Raw genomic sequence first — 13,675 nt, 5'->3', positions numbered from 1 at the left:
TTACCGGCCGGTCAAAGCCGGGCCACACGTTTCGTCAGAAGATCGAAAAAGCCGTCGGCATCCACATTCCGCATGACTTTCGCGTTCGGCTTGCGGTCGGAAACCCGCCACCAGTCCACCACGGTCATTCCGACCGTCAGTTTTGATTGGGTCTCGATCTCGACATTGCAGTCGCGGCCCGAAAAAAGGTCCGGCTTCAGCAGATAGGCAATCACCGTCGGGTCATGCAGCGGCCCGCCATCGGACCCGTATTTCTCCACGTCGAACCGCTCGAAAAAGGCCAGCCAATCGACCAGAACCTGTGCCGGCCGCGTGCCCAAAGCGGCGATTTTCGCCACGCGGGCCTTGGTGGTCAGAAGCTGGTGCGTTACGTCGAGCGGCATCATCACGATCGGCATGCCCGAAGAGAAGACCGTCTTTGCCGCTTCCGGATCGACGAAGATGTTGAACTCGGCTGCGGGGGTGATGTTGCCTCCTTCGAAGAAGCCGCCGCCCATCATCACCAGTTCCTTGACACGCGAGGCTATGTCGGGGGCTTTCTGCAGCGCCAGAGCCACGTTGGTGAGCGGGCCAAGCGTGCAGAGCGTTACCGTTCCTGCAGGTTCGGAACGGAGCGTCTCGATGATGAAATCGACAGCGTGCTGATCGCGGACCGGCATGGTCGGTTCCGGCAGTTCCGCACCGTCCAGGCCGGTCCGGCCATGGACATGCTCGGCCGTCACCGGCGGGCGGACCGTCGGCTTCTTCGCTCCCTCATAAACCGGGGCATCCGGCTTTCCGCACAATTCGCAGACAATCCTCAGATTGCGGCTCGTATAGGAAAGCGGCACATTTCCGGCGACGGCGCAAAGCCCCAGGACCTCGATCTCCTCAGGGCTTGCAAAGGCCAGCATGATGGCTGCCGCATCGTCCTGGCCTGGGTCGGTATCGATAATGATCTTTCTACTCTGCATGTTTAGCCCCTTAATTTGCCGGGGTTTGTTGGCCTCGGGGTAATGCCTTGTCAAGTGCGCCCGGACAGTGGCAGATCAGTGTTTCCGGACCGGCCTCACGATCCTTGCGGTCTCCGCGGCCGCTCCCCATATAGATTTTCGAGCTGATGCGCCGACTTCCGGGCATCGGCATGGTCGCTTGTTGCAAGGACTGGATAATGAGCCGAATAACGCCGTTTGCGAGCCCGCTGCTTCTGGGCTTCGACGCCATGGAAAAGACCCTCGAACGCCTTGCAAAGGCCAACGACGGATATCCTCCTTACAATATCGAGCGCATTCTCCCAGATGCCGCCGGCAATCCGGAGCGCCTGCGCATCACGCTGGCGGTTGCGGGGTTTTCGGAAGCCGAACTTGAGGTGATGACGGAGGAGAACCAGCTCGTCATCCGGGGCCGGCAAGTGGAGCAGGCCGAGCGCGATTATCTCTATCGGGGCATCGCGGCCCGCCAGTTCCAGCGCGTATTCGTGCTGGCCGACGGAATGCAGGTCTCAGGTGCCGGACTCAAGAACGGACTTCTCTCGATCGACCTCATCCGTCCGGAGCCGGCGCGTATGGTGCGAAAAATTAACATTTCCGTCTCAGAGTAGGTCAACGGCGGTAATGCCGTTGCATCCTCACCATGGAGGCTGGAATGCTCCTGAAAGAAGCGAATACGCGTTTGACGCAGTCCGAACTTGCTCACCTGGGCGCTGGAGAGGTCGGATACATTCGCAAGATGCGGTCGGACGAAGTGTCCCGCTGTTTCCCCGAAGCCCCCGAAATCGACCCCAGTCTTGATCTTTGGGCTCTGTTCGGTGCCGATGGCACACCGATCCTCCTGACGGACAACCGTTCCAGCACCTTTTTCAAGGCTGCTGAAGACGATCTGAAGACCGTCAGCCTGCACTGACCTTCAGATTTTGCGAAACGTCAGGTAGGCCGAGGAACGGCCTTCGCGGCGGGCCTTGTTTTCGTATCGTGTACCCGGCCAGCCGGCGAAGGGCGTCAGCCAGTCGGACGATTGTTCGGCTAGCCACTTGAAGCCGCCGTGGTTGCGGCAGTGGATCAGCGTCCAATTGACGTATGTGTCGATATCGGACGCAAAGCAGAAGAGGCCGTCCGGCTTCAATACGCGGTGGAAGCGGTCGAGGTTGACTTGCGAGACGAACCGCCTCTTCCAATGTTTCCGCTTCGGCCAAGGGTCCGGATAGAGCAGATCGATGCGATCGAGCGATGCGTCCGGCAACCAGTCCAGCGCTTGCGTAGCGTCATCGTCGTAAACGCGGATATTCTTCAGCTCCAGCTCATCGACCCGCGACAGAAGCTTGGCCATCGAATTGACGAAGGGCTCGATGCCGATGAAGCCTGTCTTCGGATTTTCCTGGGCGCGATGGATGAGGTGTTCGCCGCCCCCGAAACCGATCTCCAGCCGTAGATCCTCCACCGGCACGGGGAAAAGCTCCGACAACCGCGCGGGTGCTTCGTTCTGAAGATCAAGCTTCAAGGCCGGCAGCAGCGTCGCCATGCCTTCCGCCTGCCGCTCGCGTAGCGGCTTTCCCTTGCGACGGCCGAAGAAGGCTTCGGTGGCGCGACTGGGGTGCTGCTGTCCGGTCATGGGCTATCTCTCATGATAAAAGCGGGCGTCTCGCTCGCGAGACACCCGCTTTACAGTCTTCTTGAACGATCCGTAAAGGCCGATCAGGCGGCTTCCAGCGTCTCTTCCTTCAGCGCTTCCTTCAGGGGCTTCACGAGATCCGTCTTCTCCCAGGAGAAGGAACCATCGCGGCCGGCCTTGCGGCCGAAGTGGCCATAGGCGGATGTTTTCGCGTAGATCGGCTTGTTGAGATCGAGATGCCGGCGAATGCCCGACGGCGAGAGATCCATGACCTTGCGGATCCCGGCTTCGACCTGGTCTTCCGTGACGCCCTTGCCGGTCCCGTGCAGATCGACATAGACCGAAAGCGGCTGCGCGATGCCGATCGCGTAAGAGAGCTGGATGGTGCAACGATCTGCAAGGCCGGCGGCAACCACATTCTTGGCGAGATAACGGGCTGCGTAGGCAGCCGAGCGGTCAACCTTGGTCGTGTCCTTGCCGGAGAATGCGCCACCGCCGTGGGGCGCGGCACCGCCATAGGTGTCGACGATGATCTTGCGGCCGGTCAGGCCGGCATCGCCGTCCGGGCCGCCGATGACGAATTTGCCGGTGGGGTTGATGTACCACTTGCAGTCCGGGGCGATCTTCAGATCACCCAGCGCTTCGCGGATATAGGGCTCCACCACCTGGCGGACCTTCTTGGAATCCCAGCTCTCGTCGAGATGCTGCGTCGACAGAACGATGGAATCGACGCAGGACGGCTTGCCGCTTTCATAACGCACGGTCACCTGGCTCTTGGCGTCCGGGCCGAGCTTGGCGGCATCGCCTTCGCCCTTCTTGCGGGCAGCAGCGAGAAGCTGAAGGATCTTGTGGGAATAATAGATCGGCGCCGGCATGAGATCCGGGGTTTCCTTGCAGGCGTAACCGAACATGATGCCCTGGTCGCCGGCACCTTCGTCGCCCTGCTTGTCGGCGGCGCTGTCCACACCCTGTGCGATGTCGGCCGACTGCGAATGCAGCAGCACGTCGATCTTCGCCGTCTTCCAGTGGAAGCCATCCTGCTCGTAGCCGATATCGCGGATCGCCTTGCGTGCAGCGGACTTGAACTTGGAAGGATTGATGACGTCGTTGCCGTCCTTGTCCTTCTTCATTAGGCTCAGCGGCAGGCGGACTTCACCGGCAATCACAACGCGGTTGGTGGTCGCGAGCGTTTCGCAGGCGATGCGGACTGTCCACGGGTCGACGCCAGTCTTGGCGGCCTCGCGGTACACAAGATCCACGATTTCATCGGAAATACGATCACAGACCTTGTCCGGATGGCCTTCGGCAACGGACTCGCTGGTGAACAGGTAACTTGCGCGCATTATGGGAATTCCCCTCAAAGAAAGATACGGCCACGTGTTTAGTGATTTTTGCGCCCAAAAACAAGCGTACAACCACATAAATATATCTTTATGTGTGCATCCTAAAAAATCTTGCAACGGGCAGATCCAGCAAATAACCAACAAAAAAGCGGCCTTGAAGGCCGCTTTTCAGAGGTCGTGGCGATTCGCCTCACTCGGTTTCGGCTTCCGCCGCAAGCGCCTTGACCAAATCCACCAGACGACGCCGCACCTTCGGGTCTGCGATCTTTACGAAAGCCCGGTTGAGCTGCAGGCCTTCAGCGGAGGACAGGAAGTCCACGACATAGTTCGAGCTCGACGCTTCAGCCATGCCCCCCTGGCCGGAATGTTCGCCCGGAGCATCTTCGAAAAAGAAGGAAACCGGAACGTTCAGGATGCTCGATATGTTCTGCAGCCGGCTCGCACCGACCCGGTTGGTACCTTTTTCGTATTTCTGGATCTGCTGAAAGGTGATCCCGAGGCTTTCGCCCAGCTTTTCCTGGCTCATTCCGAGCATGGTTCGGCGAAGGCGAATCCGGCTCCCGACATGAATGTCTATCGGGTTCGGCTTCTTCTTATTCTCAATCATAACGACGTCCTGTCGAGTTTGCTGTTCAATCCCCATAACCCGGTCTGCGTGTATGCTACGCTTCGTAAGGTTGGTCACAACAAGCTCAACCTGAAAAGCATAACGGGCGCGACGAGAGGCTAAAGCCACTATGCATTTTTAGGGGTTTTTGGTCAATTCTTTCGAAAATTAAAACCAGTGCGCGAGACGACTGCAATCAGCAACATAAATGCCGTAAGCAACCAGAAGTAATTTCTGCGTGTTTCGCTGTCCCAATGCGATACCGGATCACCTCCGACGGTTGCATCCATAACGCCTTTCTGATTGTAACCTAAACCGGCTACGACTCTTCCGTATGGATCGACAACCGCTGAAATGCCGGTATTTGCCGCACGAATCAGAGGCCGACCGCTCTCGACGGCGCGTATCCGGGCCTGTTGAAAATGCTGATATGGACCGGGCGTAGCGCCGAACCAGCCGTCATTGGTGACATTCAACAACGCGCTCGTGCCCTCGACGTCGGAGCCGATCTCGTCGGCGAAGATGGCCTCGTAACAGACGAGCGGGTAAAAGGTCCTGCCATCGGGGAGCGTCAGGAGCGCCCGCGCCGGCGCCGCCGTGAAGCCGCCCGGCATGGCGATTGCGTCCGGAATGCCGATATTGCGCAACAGATCCTCGTAGGGCACATATTCGCCGAACGGCACGAGATGCACCTTGTCCGACGCGGATATGATCTGGCCGTCGCTGTCGATCGCATAGATGGAATTGTAGAAGCGAGGCGCCAAGCCGGCGCCCGCGTCTTCCGAACGCACGGCCCCCGTTATCAGGACCTGCCCGTCTTCAAGAACTTCCGCAATCCGGCTCAGCGCGTCGGGATTCTGGGTGAGGATGAACGGCACGGAGGTCTCCGGCCAGACAATCAGATCCGGCCGCTTGCCGTTATTTTCGGGCGGCAGGGCCGAAAGCGAAAGATGCTCCTCGAAGATCGCCGCCCGCTCCCTATCGTCGAGCTTACGGGCCTGATCGATCACCGGCTGGACGATGCGAACCGTCATCTGGCTCGCGACGGCTGGCGCCGGGATACGGTCGGCAATGTACAGCCGGTAACCGCCGAAGCCGAGGTGAGCGCAAAACAGCACCGCAGCCGCGGCCAGGCCGGTGCGCATGCCTTTTCGCGTGCCGACGAGGGCCGGCGCCGAAAAAACAAAGACGGCAAGCACGGTGACGCCGCCGATGCCCAACACCGCAGAGGATTGCATCATCAAAGGCATGGGCATCGCCCCGTAACCGACGGCATTCCAGGGAAAGCCGGTCGCGACGAAGCCACGCAGCCATTCCGCCAGACCGAAGCTGAAGGCGAGCGCCGCGATCCGACCGATGCCATCGGACCAGAGAAGGCGGGCGAGCGATGTGGCAAGGCCATAAAACAAAGCGAGATAGGCAGGCAGACCAAGCACCGCCAGCGGCAGCGCCCAGGCAAAATCGTCCGCCTCGACAAGGAGGGCGTTGCCAAGCCACCAGAGACCGGCGACGAAATAACCGAACCCGAAAACCCAGCCGAGCAGGAAGTCGGCACGCAAGCGCGGCCAAACTCCGCCCGCCGGATTACCAGTCGAACCGTCCATCAGCCAGACGAGCAGCGTGAAGGAGATGAAAAGCGTCGCGAAGAATCCCACCGGCGGCAGGGCCAGGGCACCGATCGCCCCGGCAAGAAAAGCGACGACGACGCGCGGAAAGCCCCACAGAAGCATGATCCTGCCCGCCAGCCGCTCCATGTCGTCCCCTTCTTCCCCGAATCAGCCGCCGCAGTCTTCCAAAAAACGGCCGACTTGTCGTGAGCCAAAGAGACCGAGCGGCTGGGGCAGTCTATTGATGAGGCCGATCCGTCTCGCGGGTTGGTGGCGGTGGCAATACGGCCGGCGCCGTCTGGTCGGCAAGAAGCAGGTCTCCGTCGCCCTTCGGGCGGCGGCGGGCGAGCGCGCGTTTGCGCATGATGCGCACGCGCTTGATACGGCGGGGATCCGCGTCAAGGATCTGGAATTCGAAGCCGGGAACCGCCTGCACCACTTCTCCACGGACCGGAATGCGGCCGAGAGCCGAGAAGATCAGTCCGCCCAGCGTATCGACGTCGTCCAGGCGATCCCGGATATCGAAATCCGAGCCGATAGCCTTGGCTATTTCTTCAAGCTCGATGCGGGCATCGGCGACGAAAACATCCTCGCCCGCACGGGAGAACATGACCTCCTCGTTGTCATGTTCGTCTTCGACGTCGCCGATCACCATCTCGACGATATCCTCATGCGAAACAAGGCCGTCGGTGCCGCCGTATTCGTCGATGACGAGCGCAAGCTGTGTACGCGCCGCCTGCATGCTCTGCAGCAGATCGGAGGCCAGCATGGATGGCGGCACGAACAGGATCTTCCGGATGAGCCCGGCCTCGGCGACCGTTTGCTCGAGATCGACGCGGCCGAGATCGAAGGCCGGCCTTGGCGTGCGAACCTGCTTTTCCACCTTTTCGGGCTTGTCTGTCGCAAGCGGCATCGGTTGAGCCGGCGCAGCCCGCGCGCTGACGCGCCGCTTGTTGCGCGCCTGCTTTGCGAGATAGGAGAGGAGATCCCGGATATGCACAAAACCACGGGCGTCGTCGAGATTGTCGCCGTAGACCGGCATGCGCGAACGCCCGGTCTCCTCGAAATGGATCATCAGCTCGCCGATCGTCATGTTCATGTCGACCGCTTCGATATCGGCGCGCGGCACCATGAGATCCTCGACGCGAACTTCGCGGAAGCGGAGGATATTGTGCAGCATCGCCCTTTCCTCGGGCGAAAAAGCGTTGCTGACATTGGTATCGGTCAGCAGCGCGTCGGCGAGATCTTCCCGGAGCTTCTCGCCTTGCGACGGGCGCAGCAGCCTGAGGACGCGCGACCAGAATGAATTATGCGATCTGGGCTGGTGTTCGGATCGTGACGGACTACTGCCCTCTTCCGAGGAACTGGTGTCGGCGTCCTTGCCCTCGCGGGCAACATTGCTCGAAAAATCGTTCATAGGTCCAATACTATACTATCGGGTCCTGCCCCGCATAGGGGTCAGATAGGCCGAGCTTCGCCAAAATGCGAGTCTCCAGCGCTTCCATTTTCTCCGCTTCGTCCGCCTGCATATGGTCGTAACCGAACAGATGCAGGAAACCGTGGACCAGCAGATGGGTCAGATGATCCTCGAAAGTCTTGTCAAGATCAACCGCTTCGCGTTCGACAGTCTCGCGTGCGATGACGATGTCGCCAAGCATCGGCCCCGGCATTTTGCCCGGCGCCAGCGGAAACGCCGGGAAAGACAAGACATTGGTCGGCTTGTCCTTCCCGCGCCATTCGGCGTTGATTTCCCGGATGGAGGCGTCGTTCGTAAAGACCAGCGAAAGTTCCGGTGCGGTTTTCGGGAACGGCTGCACTTCCTCCTTCGAGAGGAGATCGGCGGCGGCGCCGAGGGTTTTTTCGCTCAGAGCTAGGAGAGCCGGCTCATCAGGCCAACCCTCTTCTTCGACGCTGATCTGGATATCCAAACTCGGCATGAACTGCGGCTTCGATCTTAACGATCGAAGTCCTCGCTTTCCTCGTGAACGGCATATTGCGCGTCATAGGCCTTGACGATGCGGCCGACCAGCGGGTGGCGGACGACATCGGTGTCCTTGAAGCGGATGACGGAAATGCCTTCCACGCCCTTCAGCACCTGCAGGGCCTCGACCAGTCCGGACTTGACCCCACGCGGCAGGTCGATCTGGCTCGGATCGCCCGTGACGATCATCCGGGAATTTTCGCCCAGACGCGTCAGAAACATCTTCATCTGCATCGATGTGGTGTTCTGAGCCTCATCGAGAATAACCGCGGCATTGGCAAGCGTCCGGCCGCGCATGAAGGCGAGCGGCGCAATCTCGATGACGCCGGCGGTGATCGCCCGCTCCACCTTGTCGCCCGGCATCATGTCGTAGAGCGCGTCGTACAGAGGCCTGAGATAGGGATCGACTTTTTCCTTCATGTCTCCGGGCAGGAAGCCCAGGCGCTCGCCGGCTTCGACGGCCGGGCGGGACAGGATGATCTTGTCGACGGCGCCGCGCTCCAGAAGCTGGGCGGCATGGGCGACAGCGAGATAGGTCTTGCCCGTGCCGGCAGGTCCGACCCCCAGAACAAGCTCCGACCGTTCCAGCGCCCGCATATAGGCGTCCTGGGTGGGAGTGCGCGCCGCAATCGTCTTCTTGCGGGTGGAAATTTGAGCCATCGACAACTTGGCTTTACGCTCCAACGTCGGAAGAGTGAGTTGATCGTCGGCCGCCTGCGCCATGCGGATAGCACCCTCAACATCGGATACTTCCACAGAGCCGCCTTTCTGAAGCCGGTCGTAAAGAAAATCCAGGGCCCGGCGGGCCTGGTTGGTAGCGGTCAGGTCCCCGGAAATGGCGACCGAGTTGCCGCGTGGACGGGCATCGATATGCAGCCGCTCCTCGAGAAGCTTCAAATTCTGGTCGAACTGTCCGAAAAGCTCGCTTGCGAACCTGTTGTTCTCGAACGTCAGGACGAAGTGATTGGCGTCGGTCACGGCGGATCGGGGTTGGCGCGCGGGTGAAGAAACCAATTCATGTCCGTTCAAGCAGGCAAGCTCCTATTCTTGGTTCAGGGCCCGATTAAACTCTCTGCCGGTTCGGCAAACAAGCTGTTTGGGCCGGTTCCGATGATTCGCACCTTAACAATGTCACCGATTTGCGAAGTTTTTGCATCAACATTCACAGACTGGAGCCATGGAGAACGTCCAATAACTTGTCCGGGCATGCGGCCGGGCTTTTCCAGCAACAGGTCGATGACCTTTCCAACGCAGGATTTGGCGAAGTCGGCCTGCTGTTTCAAGAGCAAGGCCTGCAATCTTTCGAGCCTTTCGGCCTTCACGTCCTCCGGAACCTGATCGGACAGATCCGCGCCGGGAGTGCCGGGACGGGTCGAATACTTGAATGAATAGGCCTGCGCATAGTTCACCTCTTCGACCATGCGAAGCGTGTCTTCGAAATCCTGATCGGTCTCTCCCGGAAAGCCGACGATGAAATCGCCGGACATCGCGATATCCGGACGGACAGTGCGTATGCGCTCGACGAGACGGAGATACTCCGCCGCCGTGTGACGCCGGTTCATGGCCTTGAGGATACGATCCGAGCCCGACTGCACCGGCAGGTGGAGATAGGGCATCAGCGCACGCAGATCGCGATGCGACTCGATCAGCTTGTCGTCCATGTCGCGCGGATGGCTCGTCGTGTAACGCAGCCGCGCGAGACCGGGGATTTCCGCCAATCTGTAGAGAAGATCGCCGAGGCTCCATTCGCCCTTTTCGCCTTCAGAGCGCCAGGCGTTGACGTTCTGGCCTAGAAGCGTGATTTCGCGAACACCCGCATCCACCAGCCGCCGGGCTTCGTCCAAAATCTGCTGCACCGGCCGGGAGACTTCCGAACCCCGCGTGTAAGGCACCACGCAGAAGGTGCAGAACTTGTCGCAGCCCTCCTGCACCGTCAGGAAAGCGGTCACGCCGCGGGCGCGGATCTTTGCCTTTTCCGTTGCCGGCAGATGTTCGAACTTGTCCTCCACCGCATATTCGGTATCGACCACGCGGTTACCGGCCCGGGCGCGCTTCAGCGCTTCCGGCAGCCGATGATAGGTTTGAGGGCCGATAACGACATCGACGGCGGGGGCGCGGCGGAGGATTTCCTCTCCTTCGGCCTGCGCGACGCAGCCCGTCACGCCGATCATCAATTCCTTGCCCTCAGCGGCCCTTGCCTTCTTCATGTCGCGCAGACGCCCGAGCGCCGAATAGACCTTGTCGGCCGCCTTTTCGCGGATATGGCAGGTATTGAGGAGGATCAGGTCCGCCTCACCCATCTCTTCGGTCGCCACATAGCCATCGCCTGCCAGCGCATCGGTCATGCGGCCGGAATCGTAGACGTTCATTTGGCAGCCGTAGGTCTTGATGAAGACCTTGCGGCTGTTGGCGCGCTCATTCGGACGCGCTGGCGGCTCTTCGGCCGGAACTGAGAGGGAGACGTGTTCGTTCATGCGGGCTCTTTACCGCAAGAGGGCCGGGAAATGAAGCATTTCCTACATGCCTTCATAGTCGCGGCCGCGCAGGTGCCTGATCAGCATGCGCCGGATGCGGCTGGTGATTGCCTGGCTCAGATGTTTGCGATTGTCCCCGGTGCGGAAATCCACCGTTTCGCCGAACGCCACATCGACATCGAGCGCGCCTTCCTTCAGCACGCCCATCAGATGCGGGACGAGTTCGATATCGCCCGGCCAAGCCGCGATCGGCCGGTGGAAGCGGCCCATCGCCATGCCATGCACACGGGTATAGGCGAGCGCCACCGGCTGGACATGCACGACGCCTCCGGACGTGTAAGGCGCCGCGGCGGCCGCCGCTCCAAAGAGCGATGATTTGACCTCCATGAGCCGGTTGCCGTCCGATGTCGTGCCCTCGGGAAAAAGCACTACGATCTCGCCTGCCTTCATCCGCTCGGCAATCTCGTTTACCTGCTCTCCCGTCCGACGCTTCTGCTCGCGGGCGATGAAAATGCTCTTCTGGAGCTTTGCCAGGGTGCCGAAAATCGGCCAGTCGGCAACTTCCGCTTTTGCGATATAGACGACATCCGCCACCGCGCCGAGCACCAGAATGTCCTTCCATGACACATGGTTGGAGGCGAGCATCAGCGGCCGGCGGTACTCGAGATGCCCGTGTACGTGGATGCGGATCCCGAGCAACCAGCAGGCTGCCCTGTGCCAGTAGCGCGGGACGCGACGCCGGATCTTGAGGTCGAAGAGGAGGCCAACCAGCTGGAACGGCAAAAGGATCAGCGTGACTGCGAAGAGGGAGACGACAATGAGGCCGATCCGCAGCCAGGTTATCACTTATCGTCCTTGTCGAGCGGGATGCCGTAAAGCTCCAGCCGATGGCCGACGAGGCGGAAGCCGTGCTCGCGGGCAATTCGCTCCTGCAGCGCTTCGATTTCCGCCGAGCGGAATTCGATGACATTGCCGGTAGTGAGGTCGATCATGTGGTCGTGATGTTCTTCCGGCACGGTTTCATAACGCGAGCGGCCATCGCGAAAATCATGCCGTTCGATAATCCCCTCGTCCTCGAACAGCTTGACGGTGCGATAGACAGTCGAGATCGAGATACGCGGATCGACTTTGGAGGAGCGGCGGTAAAGTTCCTCGACATCCGGATGGTCGGCGGATTCCTGCAGGATACGGGCAATCACACGACGCTGGTCCGTCATTCGCATGCCCTTTTCCGCACACAGCTCCTCCAGGGTTTTGGAAAGGTCTGTCATGTCGTTTGGCCTCGAAACGTTCCAGTCTGAAGTTAGGGACTAACGAAGAACGCGGCTCATGACAAGCGCCGCGGATCGTGTCCCATCCGTCCCCGCATAATAGGCCGGCCGTTCCCCGACCTTCTCGAAACCGAGCTTGCGATAAAGTCCGACCGCCCCACGGTTTGCGGCCTCGACCTCGAGAAACATACTCTCACCGCCGCGGGCTGCGGCCTCCCTGAGGGCGGCCTGCATCAGCCGCCAGCCGAGCCCCTGCCTGCCGAACTTCTCGTTCACCGCCAAAGTCAGGATTTCCGCTTCACCCGCCGCCTCGCGCGACAGGACAAAACCACCAAGGGGCTTCGAGAAAAAGGCATTGGTCTGGCGCGCCACGAAGCCGAAAACATTCTGTTGCAGGAGCAGGCTCTGAAACTCGCCGTCATTCCACTGGCGCGGAAACCGCTGACCGTGCAGCTGGGATATTTCCGGGCAGTCGGCGACTTCCATCGGCACGATTTCGAAAAAGGGCTTCCAACTCAGGTAGTCGTCGAACATCGGAGCAGTCAGATATGTGCAAGGGCGAAGCCGGTCTGCGGCTTCGCATCGGGTCCGCGAAGATATAGCGGTTTCGGACGCTCCGCATCCAGCGGTTTTTCAGCACCGATACGGGCGACCATGGCGATATCGAACCGGTCGGAACCGGCGCCTTCGCCGCTGCCGGCGGAAGCGGCTGCACCCGAGCCGATGACGACGGCGGAGAAAGTCCCGGCAAGCCCGGCCACATTCTCGGCAGAAAGGGCCGCGGCCTGGTTGAGGGCCGTGCCTTCACCGGAAAATGCCTGCGCATAAATCTCGTTGCGCTTGGCGTCCATGGCGGCGACCACCCCTTTGCCCGGATGTCCGGCCAGATAGCTGCGAGCCAGGACCTCCAGCGTGGTCACGCCGACGGAATCTACGCCGAGTGCCAAGGCAAGTCCGCGAGCCGCGGCCACCCCCACCCTGATGCCGGTAAAGGAGCCGGGGCCAATGACGACGGCGATCCGACCCACCCTTTCAAGCGGGAGATTGGCTTCGAAAAGCGCCTGATCGATCACCGCCATCAGCCGTTCGGCATGGCCCTTGCCGATTGTTTCAGTAACGGCAGACAGGACCTTGCCCTCCGCGCTGTCAAACAGCGCAGCGGAACAATCCACCCCGGCGGTATCAATGGCCAAAACGATCATGCGGAGGAATCGGCGGGCTCAGAGAGCCTCGACCGCCTGCACTTCCGGAACGAAATGGCGCAGCAGGTTCTGCACACCGTGCTTCAGCGTTGCCGTCGAGGACGGGCAGCCCGAGCATGCGCCCTTCATGTTGAGATAGACGGTACCGTCGCGGAAACCTTTGAAGGTGATGTCGCCGCCATCCTGAGCGACGGCCGGGCGAACACGCGTCTCCAGCAACTCCTTGATCGTCGCAACGATGGTTTCGTCATCCTCGTCGAAGAATTCGCCTTCCTCGTCCGAGACTTCGGCAAGCGTGGAGGTGCCGCCCATGACCGGCTGACCCGACATGAAATGTTCCATGATCGAACCGAGGATCGCAGGCTTCAGGTGCTGCCATTCGGCGCTTTCCTTGGAGACGGTGATGAAATCGTAACCGAAGTAGACGCCGCTCACACCGTTGATCGCGAAGAGGCGGGCAGCGAGCGGAGAGACTTCCGCCTCCGCAGCATTGCGGAAATCCGCCGTGCCCTTTTCCATGACCACCTTGCCCGGCAGGAACTTCAGGGTCGCCGGATTGGGTGTGGCTTCCGTCTGAATGAACATTTTGTTTCTCCCGGGCAAT

At 60.5% G+C, this 13,675-nt stretch carries 16 protein-coding genes; 2 read left to right on the top strand and 14 right to left on the bottom strand.

Annotated features, from left to right (window positions below; all coding sequences use genetic code 11):
- Positions 1-11 precede the first annotated feature (11 nt).
- On the bottom strand, positions 12-953 hold the full coding sequence (locus C5L12_RS02705) for a nucleoside hydrolase (protein ID WP_105370487.1): 942 nt from the start codon (positions 951-953) through the stop codon (positions 12-14).
- A 197-nt stretch (positions 954-1,150) separates the two neighbouring features.
- Between C5L12_RS02705 and C5L12_RS02700 the strand changes: the two genes are divergently transcribed.
- Together C5L12_RS02700 and C5L12_RS02695 are read left to right on the top strand one after the other, a co-directional pair.
- Positions 1,151-1,579: an Hsp20 family protein gene (locus C5L12_RS02700; protein ID WP_105370486.1), complete on the top strand. Its 429-nt coding sequence runs from the start codon at positions 1,151-1,153 to the stop codon at positions 1,577-1,579.
- A 44-nt stretch (positions 1,580-1,623) separates the two neighbouring features.
- Positions 1,624-1,881 (top strand): BQ00720 family protein, encoded by a 258-nt coding sequence (locus C5L12_RS02695; RefSeq protein ID WP_105370485.1) that lies wholly within the window; start codon positions 1,624-1,626, stop codon positions 1,879-1,881.
- Positions 1,882-1,884: 3 nt separating this feature from the next.
- Here the strand turns inward: C5L12_RS02695 and trmB are convergent, their stop codons facing one another.
- The 13 genes from trmB to C5L12_RS02630 all read right to left on the bottom strand — a co-directional run bounded on the left by trmB (position 1,885) and on the right by C5L12_RS02630 (position 13,656).
- Entirely contained in the window at positions 1,885-2,586 is a 702-nt protein-coding gene (trmB, locus tag C5L12_RS02690; RefSeq protein ID WP_105370484.1) for a tRNA (guanosine(46)-N7)-methyltransferase TrmB, read from the bottom strand.
- 83 nt (positions 2,587-2,669) lie between these two features.
- On the bottom strand, positions 2,670-3,929 hold the full coding sequence (metK, locus tag C5L12_RS02685) for a methionine adenosyltransferase (RefSeq protein ID WP_105370483.1): 1,260 nt from the start codon (positions 3,927-3,929) through the stop codon (positions 2,670-2,672).
- A gap of 190 nt (positions 3,930-4,119) precedes the next feature.
- On the bottom strand, positions 4,120-4,536 hold the full coding sequence (locus tag C5L12_RS02680; RefSeq protein WP_105370482.1) for a helix-turn-helix domain-containing protein: 417 nt from the start codon (positions 4,534-4,536) through the stop codon (positions 4,120-4,122).
- Between the two features lie 152 nt (positions 4,537-4,688).
- Complete coding sequence (gene lnt, locus C5L12_RS02675; protein WP_105370481.1) at positions 4,689-6,290, bottom strand: apolipoprotein N-acyltransferase; 1,602 nt, start codon at positions 6,288-6,290, stop codon at positions 4,689-4,691.
- Between the two features lie 91 nt (positions 6,291-6,381).
- Positions 6,382-7,560, bottom strand: a complete 1,179-nt coding sequence (locus C5L12_RS02670) for a hemolysin family protein (protein WP_105370480.1) — start codon at positions 7,558-7,560, stop codon at positions 6,382-6,384.
- Positions 7,561-7,570: 10 nt separating this feature from the next.
- Positions 7,571-8,080 carry an rRNA maturation RNase YbeY gene (gene ybeY, locus C5L12_RS02665; RefSeq protein ID WP_105370479.1) on the bottom strand — a complete coding sequence of 170 codons (510 nt, stop codon included), beginning with the start codon at positions 8,078-8,080 and terminating at the stop codon, positions 7,571-7,573.
- Positions 8,081-8,097: 17 nt separating this feature from the next.
- Complete coding sequence (locus C5L12_RS02660) at positions 8,098-9,153, bottom strand: PhoH family protein (RefSeq protein ID WP_105370478.1); 1,056 nt, start codon at positions 9,151-9,153, stop codon at positions 8,098-8,100.
- Positions 9,154-9,176: 23 nt separating this feature from the next.
- A complete protein-coding gene (gene miaB / locus C5L12_RS02655) occupies positions 9,177-10,598 on the bottom strand; it encodes a tRNA (N6-isopentenyl adenosine(37)-C2)-methylthiotransferase MiaB (protein ID WP_105370477.1) in 1,422 nt (473 codons plus the stop codon).
- A 42-nt stretch (positions 10,599-10,640) separates the two neighbouring features.
- Positions 10,641-11,444 carry a lyso-ornithine lipid O-acyltransferase gene (gene olsA, locus C5L12_RS02650; RefSeq protein WP_105370476.1) on the bottom strand — a complete coding sequence of 268 codons (804 nt, stop codon included), beginning with the start codon at positions 11,442-11,444 and terminating at the stop codon, positions 10,641-10,643.
- Positions 11,441-11,869, bottom strand: a complete 429-nt coding sequence (locus tag C5L12_RS02645; RefSeq protein ID WP_105370475.1) for a Fur family transcriptional regulator — start codon at positions 11,867-11,869, stop codon at positions 11,441-11,443. The genes olsA and C5L12_RS02645 overlap by 4 nt, the downstream gene beginning before the upstream one ends.
- Before the next feature lie 39 nt (positions 11,870-11,908).
- Positions 11,909-12,403, bottom strand: a complete 495-nt coding sequence (locus C5L12_RS02640) for a GNAT family N-acetyltransferase (protein ID WP_105370474.1) — start codon at positions 12,401-12,403, stop codon at positions 11,909-11,911.
- 8 nt (positions 12,404-12,411) lie between these two features.
- Positions 12,412-13,071, bottom strand: a complete 660-nt coding sequence (tsaB, locus tag C5L12_RS02635; RefSeq protein ID WP_105370473.1) for a tRNA (adenosine(37)-N6)-threonylcarbamoyltransferase complex dimerization subunit type 1 TsaB — start codon at positions 13,069-13,071, stop codon at positions 12,412-12,414.
- Positions 13,072-13,089: 18 nt separating this feature from the next.
- The gene (locus C5L12_RS02630) at positions 13,090-13,656 is read right to left on the bottom strand and encodes a NifU family protein (RefSeq protein ID WP_105370472.1); all 567 of its coding nucleotides are present in this window, start codon (positions 13,654-13,656) and stop codon (positions 13,090-13,092) included.
- Positions 13,657-13,675: the final 19 nt, after the last annotated feature.

Source organism: Neorhizobium huautlense, assembly GCF_002968575.1.
Classification (GTDB): Bacteria; Pseudomonadota; Alphaproteobacteria; order Rhizobiales; family Rhizobiaceae; genus Neorhizobium; species Neorhizobium huautlense.
This window is presented reverse-complemented; position numbering and strand designations above follow the sequence as displayed.